The organism is Falsiroseomonas sp., from assembly GCF_041690465.1.
Classification (GTDB): Bacteria; Pseudomonadota; Alphaproteobacteria; order Acetobacterales; family Acetobacteraceae; genus Falsiroseomonas.
In genome coordinates, this window is record NZ_JAWLHG010000003.1 from 318241 (window position 1) to 334296 (window position 16056).

At 72.7% G+C, this 16056-nt stretch carries 15 protein-coding genes; 5 read left to right on the forward strand and 10 right to left on the reverse strand.

The window, feature by feature from the left end:
- Positions 1-129 precede the first annotated feature (129 nt).
- From cysD to ACESM1_RS05530, 5 genes are all read right to left on the reverse strand, one after another.
- Positions 130-1050 carry a sulfate adenylyltransferase subunit CysD gene (gene cysD / locus ACESM1_RS05510; RefSeq protein ID WP_372618482.1) on the reverse strand — a complete coding sequence of 307 codons (921 nt, stop codon included), beginning with the start codon at positions 1048-1050 and terminating at the stop codon, positions 130-132.
- A gap of 124 nt (positions 1051-1174) precedes the next feature.
- Positions 1175-2500: a CarD family transcriptional regulator gene (locus tag ACESM1_RS05515; RefSeq protein WP_372618484.1), complete on the reverse strand. Its 1326-nt coding sequence runs from the start codon at positions 2498-2500 to the stop codon at positions 1175-1177.
- Between the two features lie 272 nt (positions 2501-2772).
- Positions 2773-3105 carry a ferredoxin FdxA gene (fdxA, locus tag ACESM1_RS05520; RefSeq protein ID WP_372618486.1) on the reverse strand — a complete coding sequence of 111 codons (333 nt, stop codon included), beginning with the start codon at positions 3103-3105 and terminating at the stop codon, positions 2773-2775.
- Positions 3106-3217: 112 nt separating this feature from the next.
- Complete coding sequence (locus tag ACESM1_RS05525) at positions 3218-3508, reverse strand: RNA-binding S4 domain-containing protein (RefSeq protein WP_372618487.1); 291 nt, start codon at positions 3506-3508, stop codon at positions 3218-3220.
- Position 3509: 1 nt separating this feature from the next.
- Positions 3510-6539, reverse strand: a complete 3030-nt coding sequence (locus ACESM1_RS05530; protein WP_372618489.1) for a helicase-related protein — start codon at positions 6537-6539, stop codon at positions 3510-3512.
- 91 nt (positions 6540-6630) lie between these two features.
- Between ACESM1_RS05530 and ACESM1_RS05535 the strand changes: the two genes are divergently transcribed.
- Positions 6631-7821, forward strand: coding sequence for an MFS transporter (locus ACESM1_RS05535; RefSeq protein WP_372618490.1), 1191 nt, complete (start codon positions 6631-6633; stop codon positions 7819-7821).
- Between the two features lie 25 nt (positions 7822-7846).
- Here the strand turns inward: ACESM1_RS05535 and ACESM1_RS05540 are convergent, their stop codons facing one another.
- The 5 genes from ACESM1_RS05540 to acnA all read right to left on the reverse strand — a co-directional run bounded on the left by ACESM1_RS05540 (position 7847) and on the right by acnA (position 13239).
- A complete protein-coding gene (locus ACESM1_RS05540) occupies positions 7847-8623 on the reverse strand; it encodes a metallophosphoesterase family protein (RefSeq protein WP_372618492.1) in 777 nt (258 codons plus the stop codon).
- A complete protein-coding gene (locus ACESM1_RS05545) occupies positions 8620-9525 on the reverse strand; it encodes a diacylglycerol/lipid kinase family protein (protein ID WP_372618494.1) in 906 nt (301 codons plus the stop codon). The genes ACESM1_RS05540 and ACESM1_RS05545 overlap by 4 nt, the downstream gene beginning before the upstream one ends.
- A gap of 38 nt (positions 9526-9563) precedes the next feature.
- A complete protein-coding gene (locus tag ACESM1_RS05550) occupies positions 9564-9815 on the reverse strand; it encodes a hypothetical protein (protein ID WP_372618495.1) in 252 nt (83 codons plus the stop codon).
- Positions 9816-9833: 18 nt separating this feature from the next.
- Positions 9834-10475, reverse strand: coding sequence for a hypothetical protein (locus ACESM1_RS05555; protein ID WP_372618497.1), 642 nt, complete (start codon positions 10473-10475; stop codon positions 9834-9836).
- 67 nt (positions 10476-10542) lie between these two features.
- Complete coding sequence (gene acnA, locus ACESM1_RS05560) at positions 10543-13239, reverse strand: aconitate hydratase AcnA (protein ID WP_372618498.1); 2697 nt, start codon at positions 13237-13239, stop codon at positions 10543-10545.
- A gap of 190 nt (positions 13240-13429) precedes the next feature.
- On the opposite strand from acnA, the gene ccmA reads away from it, so the two are divergent.
- The 4 genes from ccmA to ACESM1_RS05580 all read left to right on the forward strand — a co-directional run bounded on the left by ccmA (position 13430) and on the right by ACESM1_RS05580 (position 15979).
- Positions 13430-14020: a heme ABC exporter ATP-binding protein CcmA gene (gene ccmA / locus ACESM1_RS05565; RefSeq protein WP_372618500.1), complete on the forward strand. Its 591-nt coding sequence runs from the start codon at positions 13430-13432 to the stop codon at positions 14018-14020.
- On the forward strand, positions 14017-14676 hold the full coding sequence (gene ccmB / locus ACESM1_RS05570; protein WP_372618502.1) for a heme exporter protein CcmB: 660 nt from the start codon (positions 14017-14019) through the stop codon (positions 14674-14676). The genes ccmA and ccmB overlap by 4 nt, the downstream gene beginning before the upstream one ends.
- Positions 14677-14802: 126 nt before the next feature.
- Positions 14803-15471: a M23 family metallopeptidase gene (locus ACESM1_RS05575; RefSeq protein ID WP_372618503.1), complete on the forward strand. Its 669-nt coding sequence runs from the start codon at positions 14803-14805 to the stop codon at positions 15469-15471.
- Positions 15472-15553: 82 nt separating this feature from the next.
- On the forward strand, positions 15554-15979 hold the full coding sequence (locus tag ACESM1_RS05580) for a hypothetical protein (RefSeq protein WP_372618505.1): 426 nt from the start codon (positions 15554-15556) through the stop codon (positions 15977-15979).
- The last annotated feature ends 77 nt before the right edge of the window (positions 15980-16056 follow it).

The window sequence follows — 16056 nt, forward strand, 5'->3', positions numbered from 1 at the left end:
CCGCCCCGGCCGGCTCTAGCCCGCGATCGCCCTGGGTGTGCACGCCGCAGGCGGGCACGCCAGGGCGTGAATCGCTGGCTCGAAAGGGCTGAACCCGAGCTGCCCGGACACAGTCCGGGCAGCTCGGGTCTAGAAGTAGCCCTCGCGCTTCTTGCGCTCCATGGAGGCGTCCTGGTCCTTGTCGATCAGGCGGCCGGCACGCTCGCTGACGCGGCTTTCGCGCAGCTCCTCGATCACCTGCCCGATGGTCTCGGCCCGGCTCTCATGCGCCGCGGTCAGCGGCCAGTCGCCCATGGTGCGGAAGCGCACCCACGCCATCTCCACCTGCTCGCCGGGCAGCAGCGGCATGCGCTCGTCGTCGCGCATGATGATCATGCCGTCGCGGCGCAGCACCGGGCGCTCGGCCGCGTAGTAGAGCGGCACGATGGGGATGTCCTCGGCGGCGATGTAGTCCCACACGTCGAACTCGGTCCAGTTGGACAGCGGGAACACGCGCATGCCCTCGCCCTGGGCGATGCGCGTGTTGTAGAGGCCCCAGAGCTCCGGCCGCTGGTTGCGCGGCTCCCAGCTATGGCCGGCGGTGCGGTGGCTGAACACGCGCTCCTTGGCGCGGGCCTTCTCCTCGTCGCGGCGGGCGCCGCCGATCGCGGCGTCGAACTTGCCGGCGTTCAGCGCCTGCTTCAGCGCCTCGGTGCCCATGACGTTCATGTGCACCTGGCTGCCGCTGTCGATCGGGTTGATGCCGCGGGCCAGGCCATCGGGGTTGGTGTGGACGATCAGGTTCAGGCCGAGCTCCGCCGCCCGGCGGTCGCGGAACTCCAGCATGGCGCGGAAGTCCCAGCCGGTGGCGATGTGCAGGCAGGGAAAGGGCAGCCGGCCGGGCGCGAAGGCCTTCATCGCGATGTGCAGGACCACCGAGCTGTCCTTGCCGATCGAATAGAGCAGCACCGGGTTGCGGAAGCTCGCCGCGGTCTCCCGCAGGATGCCGATCGCCTCGGCCTCCAGGCGCCGCAGATGAGGTGTCAGCCGGGTCGCCGCCTCGGGTCGCATAAGTTGGGGGTCCTCGGGAATTGGCTGTGCGCCCGGCGTGAAAGCACGCCCGCGGGTTGAGGGGAACCCCTGCCGTGTCGCTGGAATCGTGCCGGCCCCGAGGTGCCTCGCGCCACTGGACGGCTCAACTGGATTTCAGCACGCCTTGCAGCTTTTCCGCCGCCGTCGGCTTGTCGGTGCGGTCGATGGCGGCGAGCTCGGCGGCCAGCCGGTCCAGGGCCTGTTCATAGATCTGCCGCTCGGAGAAGGACTGGTCGGGCTGGCCGGAATTGCGGTGCAGGTCGCGCACCACCTCGGCGATGGCCAGCGGGTCGCCGGAGTTGATCTTCTGCTCGTATTCCTGGGCCCGACGCGACCACATGGTGCGCTTGATGCGGGCGCGGCCGCGCAGGATCTCCAGCGCCTCGTTCATCATCTTCTCGCTGGCCAGCATGCGCAGGCCAGAGGAGGCTGCCTTGTTGACCGGGACGCGCAGCGTCATCCGGTTCTCCTCGAAGGTCACGATGATGACCTTCAGCGACATGCCAGCGACAGGCATCTCCTCGATGCCCTGCACCTGGCCGACGCCATGGGTGGGATAGACCACGTGGTCGCCGGCCTTGAACTCGACATTCGGGCTCCGCGCGCGCGGCGGTGCGATGTGGTGCGAGCCGCCCGACGGGCGGGAGGGGTGCGGCGGGCGCATCGAACGCGGCGGGCCGGGGGCGTGGTGCGCGGCGGCTTCGGCGGCCGCCATCACAGCGGCCGTCATGGCGGGCAAGGGCGCGGCAGCCGGTGGCGGCGCCTCGGCCTGAGCTGCGGCAACGGCTTCGACGGCCGCCACCGATGTGGGGGCGGCTTCGGGAGCCGCCGGCTTGGGAACCGCCGGTTGCGAACGCGGCGCGGCGGGGCGCGCCGCGTCCGGCGCCGGCGCTTCCTTGGCGACCGATGCGGGCGGCTTGGCGGGTGCGATCCGTGCCGCGGCAGCCGACTTCGCGGCGGCGGGCTTGGAGGCGGGCGGGCGCGAGGCGGCCGGCGCAGCATTGGTCGCGGCCACGAACCTGGCCACGGGCGCCGCCTTGGTGGGCCTGGCGCTTGCGGCGACCTTCGCGGGGGCGGCCTTGGCCGCCGGGCGCACCTTCGGGGCAGCTGCCGGCTTGCCGGCGGCAGGCTTCGCTGCAACCTTCCGCGCCGCAATGGCCGGCGCCGCCGCAGCCTTCGGCTTGGCCTTGGCGGCGGTCTTGGACGCTGTGGCTTTCACGGATGCGGGCCGGGACATCGCGGCGGCAGGCTTGCGGGCCGCCTTGACCTCCGGCTTCGCGGCGGGCTTGGCCGCCTTGCGACGGGCGGTGGCAACCTGCTTGGCCTTGGTCGCGGGCTTCGCGGCCTTCGGCACCGATTTCGCGGCACGTGAGGGCTTTGCGGCACTCTTCCCGCTGCGGCCGCTCGTCGACTGGGCGGTTGCCTTCATATGATGTCCGCTGTCCGCGCTCCCGGGTTACCGCGACCCCGGCGCTCCGTCGCAGGGTTCGTTCCCGAGCAGGCGGGCACGGCGGGCGGCCCTAGCCGGTTTGCCCTGCGCCCACATGCCAGTACCGACCCCGGATCAGCGTCCGCGGCGATACCCTGTTCCCGATCCCGTTGAAAAGATAATGCAATCCGCGACAATTATCCACCCCCGGACGGAGTCGGGGCGTCGCGCGTCGTCCAGCAGGGCCGGAACGGTGTTCCGGCGCCCCTCGGTCAGGGCTTTCCGGGTTCCGCGCTGAACAACTCCCGCTTGCCCGGCTTGTCCTTCCAGTCATCGGCGTCGCCGGGCGCCTCGCCCTTGCGGGTGATGTTCGGCCATTGCGTGGAGTAGGTGCGGTTCAGCTCGACCCAGGCCGTGGCCTTCTCGTCGGAATCCGGCACGATCGCCTCCGCCGGGCATTCCGGCTCGCAGACGCCGCAATCGATGCACTCGTCCGGATGGATCACGAGCATATTCTCGCCGACATAGAAGCAGTCCACCGGACAAACTTCCACGCAGTCCATGTACTTGCACTTGATACAATTTTCGGTGACGACGTAGGTCACTTGCGCCTCCGGCCGCGCACGGGTGCCCGCGCCACCGCGCGGCCGTCCCGGCGGCAGAGAATTGGCCTGCCGCGCCGCACAACGCAACCCCGGGCGCTGCCCCGGCGTCGGGTCAGGACCGATCCTCGGACAGATCCTCGTAGAGCAGCCGCGCCTCGGCCGGCGGCCCGCGGCGCGCGGCCAGCGAGAGCACCCGCCACACCCGCACCCGCCCGTGCAGCGCGAGCGTCAGCACGTCGCCGACGCGCAGCCTTGCATGCGCCTTGTCCGTCGGCTGGCGATTGAGCCGCACCGCGCCGCCGGCAACCAGGCGGGTACAATCCGCCCGGGTCTTCGCCAGCCGCGCGCACCACAGCCAGAGGTCAAGCCGCTGCCAGTCGGCATCGACCCCCGGCTCTGCCATTCTAGTCCTTCTTGAGCTTCAGCTGGGCCAGCACCGCGAAGGGCGAATCGGGCTTCGGGCCGGATTGGTACTCGCGCGGGCCGCGATCGGCCTCCCGGTCGCGGCGGGGGCCGTCAAAGCGCGGGCGATCCGGCCGGGGACCCCGGTCGTCGCGCCGCCCCTCGCGCGGCGGACCCTCCGGCCGCGGACCGTCGCGGCGCGGGCCTTCGAAGCGCGGGCGGTCCGGGCGCGGGCCCTCCGGGCGATCGCCGTCCCGACGCGGGGGCGGCGCGCCGGCCGGCCCTTCGCGGCGCGCGGCATCCGGGCGCGAATCGGGGCGCTGCCCGGGCGGCCCGTCGCGGCGGAAGCCCTCGCGGCGGGGGCCGCGATTCGGGCGGGGGCCGCGCAGCTCGCGCGGGATGGGCGGGCCGAACATCACGGCCGGATCCCAGCGGGGTGCGTCTCCGTGCCCAGGCTTGCCGGCGTCGCGGCCGCCGCCGCCGCGGGCCTCGGCGCCGTCCGTCCGCGGCGGCCGCGGCTGGCGGTCCTGCCGTGACGGGCGGCCATGCGCGCGCTCCGGCCGCAGCACGCCGATGCGCGCCGGTGCCGGCGGGCCGTAATGCCCCTCCTCCACCGGCATGGCCGGGATCAGGCGGAAGCCCATCGCCTCCAGCACCATCCCCAGCACATCGCCCTTGATGCCGAGGCGCGAGGCGAGCCCCTCGGGCAGCGGCGCGGGGGCGCGGCGGGTCAGGAAGCCGAGCTCGCCGGCGATCCGCTCCACCACGTCGAGCCGCAGCAGCACATGGCCTGCCTGCAGCCAGCCGGCGAAGGCGGCGAAGCCGGGCGGCCAGCTTTCCGGCGGGCGCGGTGCCTGCGGGTCCTCGGGCGGCGGCTGCGGAATCTCGGGCAATGTCACCGCGACCAGCCCGGCATTGGGCAGCGCCGGCGTCGGCAGGTGGTGGCGCAGCGCCCAGAACTGCGCGCGCAGCGCCATCGCGCGCGGCTTCATCACCTCCGGCAGGTACAGCGCATACCGCCCCGCGCGGATGCCGATCGCCTTCAGCCGCGCGCGCAGCTCGGCGGGGATGTCGCGCTCGGTGCCGCCGGGCACCAGGCCCATGCCCTCGCGCAGGCGGAAGGCCGGGCCGCGCAGCGTGTTCTCCTCGGCCGCCTTGGTCTCCACCGCGGCCAGCGTGCCGAGCTCGCGCTTCACCATCGCCTCAAGCCAGGCGGCGATGCGCGCCCGCACCCGCTCGCGCTGGGCGTTGTCGAGGAACTCGGTGGCGACCGGGTCCACCTGCGGCTTCAGCGGCTCCGGCCCCGGGCGCAGGCGCGCCACCTCGGCGCCGTCCCACAGCACGCGGTGCTGCGGCGTCAGGCTGAACGCCTCGTCCTTCGCCGTCTCCAGCGCGGCCAGGCGGCGCGGCATCTCCTCCCGCAGGGCGCGGCGCGCGGCGCGCAGCACCAGGCGCTTTTCCTCCGCCTCGGTCGCCGCCGGGTCGGGCTCGAAGTGGAAGCCCTTCACGCGGCCCACCGTGTGGCCTTCCACCACCACCTCGCCCTGGCGGGTGACGGCGGAGAGCAGCTCCTTCTCGGAATCGTCCAGGCTGCGGATCAGATGCGCGGCGCGGCGGTCCACGAACCGCGCCAGCAGGCGCTCGTGCAGCGCGTCGGAGACGTTGTCCTCCGCCTTGCGCGCCTCCGCCTGGTGGCTCGGCGCATCGGCCAGCCAGTCGGCGCGGGCGGCGATGTAGGACCAGATGCGGATGTTCGCCAGCCGCGACATCAGCGTGTCGAGGTCGCCCTCGGTGTTGTCGAGGCCGGCGATGCTGCCCGCCACCCACTCGTCGGGCAGCCGCCCTTCCTTCGCGAGATGGGCGAAGATGCGCCCGCACAGCCTGGTGTGGCTGTCATCGGCGATCTTGCGGAAATCCGGCACCTGGCAGGCTTCCCACAGCAGCCGCACGCGGGCGCGGCCCTGGGCGAGCTCGCGCATCTCCGTCTCGCGCGACAGCGCGTTGAGCGTGATGTGGTCCACCGCGTCGTTGCCCTTGGCGAGCCCGGCCATCGGCGGCGGCGCGGCGAGCGAGGCCAGCAGCGCGTCCACGCTGCCGAAGTCGAGGTCGCTGTTGCGCCAGGCGAGCTGGGTCAGCGGCTCGAAGGCGTGGTTCTCGATCTGCTTGGCCATCTCGTCGGGCAGCGGCGGGCAATCGGCGGTGGAGCCGAAGGTGCCGTCGCGCATCCCTCGCCCGGCGCGGCCGGCGATCTGGGCGGCTTCCTGCGCATTCAGGTCGCGCAGCGTGTGGCCGTCGAACTTGCGCAGGCTTGCGAAGGCGACATGGTCCACATCCATGTTGAGGCCCATGCCGATCGCGTCCGTGGCGACCAGGAAATCCACCTCGCGGTTCTGGTACAGCGCCACCTGCGCGTTGCGCGTGCGCGGGCTGAGGCGGCCCATCACCACCGCGCAGCCGCCGCGCCGGCGGCGCACCGCTTCGGCGATGGCGTACACCTCCGTCGCGCTGAAGGCGACGATGGCCGAGCGCGGCGGCAGGCGCGTCAGCTTGGCGGCGCCGGCATGGGTCAGCTGCGAGAGGCGCGGCCGCGTCTCGACCTCGGCCTGCGGCACCAGCCGCTGCAGCAGCGGGCGGATCGTCTCGGCGCCGAGGAACATGGTCTCGACCATGCCGCGGGCGTTGAGCAGCCGGTCGGTGAAGATGTGGCCCCGATCGGCGTCGGCGCAGAGCTGGATCTCGTCCACCGCGACGAATTCGGTGCGCCGGTCGAGCGGCATCGCCTCCACCGTGCAGGCGAACCACTTCGCCTCGGGCGGGACGATCTTCTCCTCCCCGGTGATCAGCGCAACGTGCCTCTCGCCCTTCACCGCGACCATGCGGTCGTAGTTCTCGCGCGCGAGCAGGCGCAGCGGGAAGCCGATGATGCCCGAGGCATGGGCGAGCATCCGCGTGATGGCGAGGTGCGTCTTGCCGGTGTTGGTCGGGCCGAGCACGGCGCGGACACGGGCGGGGAACATCTGGCGGTCGGACATCGGGTTGATCGGTGCAGTCCGTCAGGGGGGGTGCCGACGCGTGGCACGCCCGCGCCTGCTTGGCAACCTTCGGGCCCGCGGCGAGGCATGCGTGGCGGCGCCCTTCACGCGGCAGCCACGGCACGGCAGCCTGCGCAAAGTGACCCCCGCCGCCCGCCATGCCCTGCTCTACGCCGCGCAGTTCTTCGCCTTCGGCGTGATCCTGCCCTTCCTTCCGGCGGTGCTGGCGGGGCGCGGGCTCGATCCGGCCGAGGTCGCGGCGGTGCTGGCCGCGGGCTCCGCGGTGCGGCTGGTCGCCGGGCCGCTCGGCGGGCGGCTGGCGGATGCGCTCTCGGCGCCGCGCGCGGTGCTCGGCCTGGCGGCGGCGGCGGCGGCGCTGGCCGCTTCGGGCTTCCTGCTGGCGGCCGGCTTCCTGCTGCTGCTGCTGGTGCATGTCGCGCTCAGCCTGGCGATCGCGCCGATCGTGCCGCTGAGCGATGCGGTGACGCTTGGCGCGATCCGGCGGCACAGCTTCGACTATGGGCGGGTGCGGGCGGCCGGATCGGTCGCCTTCATCCTTGCCGCGCTGTTGGCCGGGCAGGCGGTGGCGTTGCTGGGGATGGACTCGGCCGTGGTGCTCATCGTGCTTGGGCTGGCGGGCACGGCGGGCGCGGCGCTGCTGCTGCCGGCCGGCGAGCCGAGTGGCGGCCCCGGCGCGGCGCGGGGGCTTTCGGCCTTCCTCGCGCCGCTCGGCATCCCGCCGCTGCGGCGGCTGCTGGTGGTCTCCGCGCTGATCCAGGGGAGCCACGCCTTCTACTACGCCTTCGGCACGATCCACTGGCAGGCGGCGGGGCTCGGCGCGGGGCTGATCGGCGCACTCTGGGCGACCGGTGTGGTGGCGGAGATCGCGCTGTTCCTCTGGGGGCGCGGCGTGGTGGCGCGGCTCGGGCCGCTCGGCCTGTCGCTGCTTGCCGCCGCGATGGGGGTGCTGCGCTGGGGCGCGACGGCGCTGACGACCGATCCGCTGCTGTTGTTCCCCTTGCAGATCCTTCATGCGGCGACGTTCGGCGCGCAGCACCTGGCGACGATGCAGGTGCTCGGCCGCGTGGTGCCGCCGGCGCAGGCGGGCACGGCGCAGGCACTGCATGCCTCGCTCGGCGCCGGACTCTCGATGGGGGTGATGACGCTGGCCTCCGGGCCGCTCTACGCGGCGTTCGGCGGCGGCGGCTACTGGGCGATGGCGGTGCTTTGCCTGGCGGCGGTGCCGGCGACGGTCGCGCTGGGGCGCGTGCTGAAGGGGTAGCCGGCGCGCGCACTGCGCGGGTAGCTCACGCGCCCGGCGGCCCGTCGGTCCAGGCGCGGCCGTCCCACACCCGGGCCGCCAGCTGTGGCACGCCGCCTGCCACCGTGATCAGGTGCCAGGCGTTCGGCGCCCCCCGCAGCCGGTGGGAGGTGGCGCTCGATCCCTGCACCAGCAGCAGCCGCGCGCCGGGCGGCAGGTCGCGTGCCGGGGCGATGTCCGGCAGGTGCAGGTGTCCGCTCAGCACCATCTGCACATCGTGCCGCACGAAGGCCTGCAGCGCGCGCACCGCGCCGCCGACCAACGACGCCGCCGGGCTGGCCGCCGGCGCCGTGAAGGGATGATGCGCGACGACGATGCGGAACAGGCCCTTCGGCAGCGCCGCCAGCTTCGCCTCCAGCCGCGCCAGCCGCGTGCGGCCGACGCGCCCCTGCTCCCATTCCAGGTCGAAGCCGCCACGGCGGGCGGTGTTCAGCCCGACCACGGCGACCTCGGCATCGGTCCAGACCGGCTCCGTCTCCGGCGCGACCAGGCGGCGCCAGCGTCGCCAGGGATCGGCGAAGCGCATCACCGGGTCGAAGAACGGCACGTCGTGGTTGCCGGGCACGGCGAGCACGGGCGCCGGCAGACCGCGGAGGAACTCGATCGCCGCGCGGTATTCCCGCAGCCGCGCGCGCTGCGTCAGGTCGCCCGAGACCGCGACGAGGTTGGGCTTCGCCGCCGCGACATCCTCGGCGAGCGCGGCCACCACCTCCGGGATCTCGGCGCCGAAATGCAGGTCCGAGAGATGCGCGATGACGGTCATGCGGCCGGCACCGGCGGCGGCGCGATCACGCGCAGCGCGCGCGGCCGGATCCGGTAGGTTAGCGGTGGCGTGAGCAGCAGCGCCTCGCCATCGTTCATCACGCGCAGCGCGGTGCGCGGCGAGGCGATGGTCACCTCGCGTGCCGCGCGCTCATGCACCAGGCGCCCGCCGCGCCAGGTGCCGAGGAACATCCCGACCGCCGCGCGCACCCACCACCACAGCCCGTAGCGCCGCGCGACGTAGAGGGTGAGGTGACCGGCATCGAGGCTCTGCCGTGCCATCACCAGGCCGAAGCCCTCAGCATAGCGGTTGCTTGCCACCGCCAGCGCGCGCGTCCACAGCCGCACCGGCCTTCCGCCATCCAGCGCCACCGAAAGCCGCATCGGCCGGTGCTGCCATTCCGCGCGCAGCGCCGCCAGCGCGAAACCGAACCGCGTGCGCAGCGAGGCGCGGCCGCGATGCCGCTCGCGGTGCCGGCCGAGCCAGGAGGGCGAGCCGATCACCGAGTTGCAGAGGAAGACATGGCCGTTCACCTCCGCCGCATCGATCGCACGGATCGCGCCATGTGCCAGCGCCTCCGCCGCCGCGGCGAGTTCCAGCGGGATGCCGAGGTCGCGCGCCAGCATGTTCATGGTGCCGAGCGGCAGGATGCCGAGCGCGGTGGACGTGCCCACCAGCCGCGCCGCCGCGGCGGCGATGGTGCCGTCGCCACCGCCGACCACCACCGCATCGGCGCCGCGCGCGATGGCGTCGTCGAGCCGCGCGCAGAGGCCATCCGGGTGATCGGGCACAAGGATCGCATCCAGCCCGGACGTGGCGAGGTGGCGCGCGACCTCCGCTTCGGCTTCGTGGCGGCCGAGCAGCGATCCGGCGGAGGTGTTGAGGACGACGGCGACGCGCATGCGGGGCTGCAACGGGCGCGGGCGCGGAAGGTTCGCGCTCAGCGGCTGAGGCGCGCGCGCAGGTCGGCCATGTGCGCGATGCCGGCCAGCAGCAGCCCGAGCGAGACCAGCCACCATGGCGCGCCGGACAGCGCGGCCTGCAGCGCGATCACGAAGCCGGCGCCGGGCAGCACCGCCAGCAGCCCCGCATGCGGGGCGAAGCCGCGGCGCGCAACGAGCCAGGCGGCCTCGGCGGCGAGCACCAGCAGCAGCAGGGCGGCGATCCAGCCCTCGCGGAACAGCGCCTCCATTGCCCTGCGGCCGCGCCGCTAGCCGAGCACGATGTCGCGGCCGGCGAGCAGCGCCCCCGGCTCGATCCCCTCGGCGCGTTCCAGGCGCAGCAGCACCGCCTCGCGCTGCGCCGGGGCGAGCCGGCGGAACAGCCCATCGCGTGCGTTGAGCGGTTCGTCCGCGACGTAGAACTGCGTCACCAGCGGCTGGCGTCCCGGTGCGATGATGGCGGCGTGGATGTGCGGTGTGCGGCCGGGATAGGGCACCGGGCGGATGGTGCGGAAGGCGTAGCTGCCATCGGCGCCCGCCGCCACGCGGCCGCGCCCCTGGAATGCCACGTCGCGCCGGCCCTGGCGATCGCGCGGGTGGTGATAGACGCCGAAGGCATCGCACTGCCAGATCTCGACGACGGCGCCCGGCACCGGCGCGCCCGAGGCATCCAGCACGCGGCCGCGCAGATGCGTCACGATGCCCTGCGCGCGGGCATCCTCGCCGGTCACGCGCACCAGGTCGGCATCGGCATCGCCCGACCAATCCACGGGATAGAAGGGGCCGGTGCTCTGCGCCGGCGTGGGCTGCAGCTGCGCCGCGGCATGGCGCGGCAGGCCGGCGATCGCCGCCCCGGCCAGGCCGGAGAGCAGCAGGCGGCGTCCGGGCAGAAGCGGCGTGGGGTGGCGCATGGCGTCCTCCGATCGCGATCCGCCCCCGATGTGGTCCCGGGGGCGGCCGCGTGCGAGAGGCGCCCGCTCAGGCGGCCTTCGCCATCCCGCGCAGCACGTAGTGCAGGATGCCGCCGTTGCGGTAGTACTCGACCTCGTCGGCGGTATCCACGCGGCAGAGCAGGCCGGTCTTGTGCGTCGAGCCGTCCGGGCGATGGATCACCATCTCCACGGTCATGCGCGGCTTCAACTCCTCGATGCCGAGCAGGTCGATGACCTCCTCGCCGGTGATGCCGAGCGACTTGCGGTCCTCGCCTTCCCTGAAGGTCAGCGGCAGCACGCCCATGCCGACCAGGTTGGAGCGGTGGATGCGCTCGAAGCTCTCGGCGATCACCGCCTTCACGCCGAGCAGGAAGGTGCCCTTCGCCGCCCAGTCGCGCGACGAGCCGGTGCCGTATTCCTTGCCGCCGATCACCACCAGCGGCACGCCCTCCTGCTTGTACTTCATCGCGATGTCGTAGATCGGCCCGACCTCGCCCGAGGGATGGTGCTTGGAGATGCCACCCTCGATGCCGGGCACCATCTCGTTCTTGATGCGGATGTTGGCGAAGGTGCCCCGCATCATGACCTGGTGGTTGCCGCGGCGCGCGCCGTAGCTGTTGAAGTCGGCCTGGCGAACCTGGTGCTCCAGCAGGTACTCGCCCGCCGGCGAGGCCTTCTTGATCGAGCCGGCCGGGGAGATGTGGTCGGTGGTGATGCTGTCGCCCAGCATCGCCAGCACGCGCGCGCCATGCACCGACGCCAGCGGGGCGACATCCATCGTCATGCCCTCGAAATAGGGCGGGTTCTGCACGTAGGTGGAGCCGGAGTTCCAGCGATAGGTGTCGCTGTCGGCATCCACGCGGATCGCCTGCCACTGCGCCGGGCCCTTGAAGACGTCGCCGTAGCGCTCCCGGAACATCTGCCGGGTGAGCACGCCGTGGACGACGTCGTTCACCTCCTTCTGGGTCGGCCAGATGTCCTTGAGGAACACCGGCTGCCCGTCGCTGCCGGTGCCGAGCGGGTCCTTCGTCATGTCCAGCTTCACCGTGCCGGCCAGCGAATAGGCGACCACCAGCGGCGGCGAGGCGAGGTAGTTGGCGCGCACGTTCGGGTGCACGCGGCCCTCGAAGTTGCGGTTGCCGGAGAGCACGGAGGCGGCGACCAGCTTGTTGTTCTCGATCGCATCGGCGATCGGTTCGGCGAGCGGGCCCGAATTGCCGATGCAGGTGGTGCAGCCATAGCCGACGGTCTGGAAGCCGATCGCGTCCAGCTCCGTCTGCAGGCCGGACTTCGTCAGGTAGTCGGTGACCACCTGGCTGCCGGGCGCCAGCGAGGTCTTCACCCAGGCCTTCGGCTTCAGCCCCTTGGCGCGCGCCTTCTTCGCCACCAGCCCGGCCGCGACCATCACGTAGGGGTTGGAGGTGTTGGTGCAGCTGGTGATCGCGGCGATCACCACGTCGCCATGGCCGAGATCGTAGTTCGCGCCGGCCACCGGCACGCGCAGGTCGGCCTTGTCGCCTGGCACGCCCATGGTGCCCGCGGCGAGGTCCTTGGCGAAGGAGGCGCCGACATTGCCCAGCGCCACGCGATCCTGCGGCCGCTTCGGGCCGGCGAGCGAGGGCTCCACCGTGCCGAGGTCGAGCTCCAGCATGTCGGTGAAGACGGGGTCGGGCGTCGCCGCGTCGTGGAACATGCCCTGCGCCTTGAGATACTGCTCGGCCAGGGCGATGCGGTGCTCGTCGCGGCCGGACAGGCGCAGATACTCGATGGTCACCTTGTCCACCGGGAAGAAGCCGCAGGTGGCGCCGTATTCCGGGGCCATGTTGCCGATGGTCGCACGGTCGGCCAGCGGCAGGTGCTCGAGGCCCGGGCCGAAGAACTCGACGAACTTGCCGACCACGCCCTTCTTGCGCAGCATCTGCGTGACGGTCAGCACCAGGTCGGTCGCCGTGACGCCTTCGCGCAGCGAGCCGGTCATCTTGAAGCCGATGACGTCGGGGATCAGCATCGCGATGGGCTGGCCGAGCATCGCGGCCTCCGCCTCGATGCCACCCACGCCCCAGCCCAGCACGCCGAGGCCGTTGACCATCGTGGTGTGGCTGTCGGTGCCGTAGCAGCTGTCGGGGAAGGCGTAGCTGTCAGGGCCGTCCTGCGCGGTCCAGACCACCTGCGCCAGATATTCCAGGTTCACCTGGTGGCAGATGCCGGTGCCGGGCGGCACGACGCGGAAATTCGCGAAGCCGGACTGACCCCAGCGGAGGAATTCGTAGCGCTCGCCATTGCGCTCGAACTCGATGTCCACGTTCTTCCTGAGCGCGTCGGCGGTGCCCGAGACGTCCACCATCACCGAGTGGTCGATGACGAGGTCAACCGGCACCAGCGGGTTCACCTTGCGTGCATCGCCGCCGAGCTTGTTGAGCGCGTCGCGCATCGCGGCGAGGTCCACCACGGCGGGAACGCCGGTGAAGTCCTGCAGCAGGATGCGGGCGGGGCGGAACGGCACCTCCTTGTCGGAGCGCCCCTTCTCGAGCCAGCCGGCGATCGCCTTCGCGTCCTCGACGCGGTAGCTGCGGCCATCCTCGAAGCGCAGCACGTTCTCAAGCAGCACCTTCAGGCTGAAGGGCAGGCGCGCGATGTCGCCGATGCTCTTCGCCGCCTCGGGCAGGCTGAAGTAGTGGTATTCCTTGCCGCCCACCGAAAGGGTGCGGCGGGTCTTCAGGCTGTCCTGCCCGATCATCCGCATGGTCCGGGATCCCCGTGTGTTCCGTGGCGCCACGGCCGGTTGCTTCCCCGGAATAGCAGGGACCTTCCGCCGACCCCGGCGCGATGTTCGCCCGGGCGCTTCCGCGCCCGCGGCATGCGGCTTAAACCACACCGCACGGGGGCAGGCCAGGGGGCCTCCCGGAACAGTCAAGGGGGCGGGCGCCCGATTCATGCTGGAAGGGCAGGAGCTCGCCTGCTGGCGGGGGGAGCGGGCGGTCTTCGCGGGGCTCTCGTTCTCGCTTGCGCCGGGCGGCGCGCTGCTGCTGACCGGGCCGAACGGCGCGGGCAAGTCCTCGCTGCTGCGCCTGCTGGCGGGGCTGATCCCGGCCGCCGAAGGCAGGCTGCTCTGGCAGGGCGAGGATGCGCTGGCGGACCGCGTCGCGCATGCCGGACGGCTGCGCTATCTCGGCCATGGCGATGCGCTCAAGCCCTCGCTGACCGCGCGGGAGAACCTGGATTTCTTCGCGCGCCTCTGGGGCGGTGAGGCCAGCCTGGCGCTGGCGGCGCTGGGCCTGGCGGAACTGGCCGACCTGCCGGCGCGGGTGCTCTCCTCCGGGCAGAAGCGGCGCCTGGCGCTGGCGCGGCTGGCGCTGGCCCCGGTGCCGCTGTGGCTGCTGGACGAGCCGACCGTGGGGCTGGACGCGGCGAGCGTGGAGCGGCTCGGCGCGCTGCTGGCGGCGCATCGCGGGGCAGGGGGGATGGTGCTGGCCGCGACGCACCTGCCGTTGCCGCTGCCGGGCGCCGGAGAACTGCGGCTGTGAGGGCCTTCAACGCCGTGCTGCTGCGGGAGGTCCGGCTTGCGCTGCGCCATCCCGCGGACACCCTGGCCGCGGTGATGTTCTTCGTGCTGGTCTGCGCCCTGTTCCCCTTCGGCATCGGCCCCGCACCGGAGACACTGGCCCGGATCGCCCCGGGCGCGCTGCTCGCCGCCGCGCTGCTCGCCGCGCTGCTGCCGCTCGATCGCCTGTTCGGCGCCGAGGCGGAGGATGGCTCGCTCGACCAGCTGATCCTCTCCGGCCTGCCGCCTTCGGCACTCGCCATGGCCAAGGCGCTCGGCCATTGGGCGACCACCGGCCTGCCGCTGATCGCCGCGACGCCGATTGCCGCTGCCATGCTCAACCTGCCGACCGAGGCCTGGGGCGCGGCGGTGGCCGCGCTGGCATTGGCGACCGCCGTGCTGTCGCTGTTCGGCACCGCCGGCGCGGCGCTGACGCTCGGCGCGCGGCGCGGCGGCGTGCTGCTGCCGCTGCTGGTGCTGCCGCTGGCGATCCCGGCGGTTATCTTCGGCGCCGCCGCGATCGAGGCCGCAGGGGCGGGGCTGGAGGCGCGGCCCTACCTGCTGCTGCTCGGCGCGCTGCTGGCGATCGCAGCGCCGATGGCGCCGCTCGCGGCGGGCGCGGCGCTGCGGGCGGAGTAGCAGACATCGGCGGATGAAACCAGCGAAGCCGCTTGGAAACAGCGGCGAAACCGCCCGCCGCCCGCCCGCTGTTAGCTTCCTCCCGGGAACACCGCCGGCCTTGAGGCCGCTGCCGAGGAGGACGCCATGGCCATCGACCCCGCAGCCGCGCCCTGGAAGGACGGGCCCTATCCCAGCGCCGCGCGCCAGCACCAGGACACGCCGTTCGCCGAGCTGCACGAATGCGGCCTGTTCATGCTCGGTGGCATCCCGGTGACCGCGGAGCAGCATTACTGGCCGGTGCGCTCGACGAAGTCGAAATACGGCCGCCAGGTCGCCTGCAAGGACAACAAGGGCCGGACCTACGGCAACGGCTCCCGCCGCTTCGGCGCGCAGCGTCCCGCAAAGCCGGATCCCGGCGAGGAGTTGCGCTGGCATTGCGGCATCGATCTCGGCGGCCTGCATGGCGACCTGGTGGTGGCCTGCCAGAGCGGCACCATCGTGCGGCTCCAGACCTTCCATCTCGGCACCTGGGCGATGATGATCCAGAACAGGCAGAACGGCCTGGTGTTTAGCTACAACGAGGTCGAGAAGGGCTCCTGGCACGAGTTCGGTGTGACCGAGGGCGACGACGTGAAGGCGGGCCAGCCGATCGCCCGCATCGGACTGATGGGCAAGAACAGCTCGATGCTGCATTTCGAGGCCTATCAGACCGCGACCAAGAAGACCTACTCCTGGCCGCAGGGCAGCAGCCGGCCGAGCGCGCTGCGCGACGCGACGAAGTACCTGCTCTACCTCGCCGTCTGCGGCGCCTGACGCCGCGACCTGTACATCTCCGCGAAACCCGGACGGCAGCTGCCGCTTTCCCTTGCGCAACACCGCGAGAGGGCGGGGAACGATGGGGTTCAAGGGCAAGCCGCCCGGTGCCGGTTCGGGGGAGATGTCGCGGCGCACCGCGGCGCTCCGCCCGCAGATCGCCTTGGCGCCGGAGGAGGCCGCCAGGGCGCGCGCGCTCCGCCGGCGTGGCGCCGAGCCCGATGAGATTGCCGAACGCTTCGGCGTGCCGGTGACGGAGGTCGAGAAGGCGCTCGTGCAGATGCGCTCGCGCCGGCCGGAGACCACACGCGGCACGCTCAACGTCACGCTCGCGGCGCATCGCCTGGTGATGGCCGAGCGGATCGGCGACGAGCCGCTCTGGCGCACCATGGACCGGCTGCTGGACGAGTTGTTGCTGCTGCGCGCGACGGTGCGCGCACGTCGCGTGCGCCGGCGCCCACCGGCTCCCTCCGCCGCGCTGCCGCTGTTCCGCGGCGAGGGCGACTGACCGGCGCCCGGGCGCCACTCATCCGCCGGCCCGAAAAAGAAAAAGCCCGGCCCACAAGGGGCCGGGCCAAGTCAAAC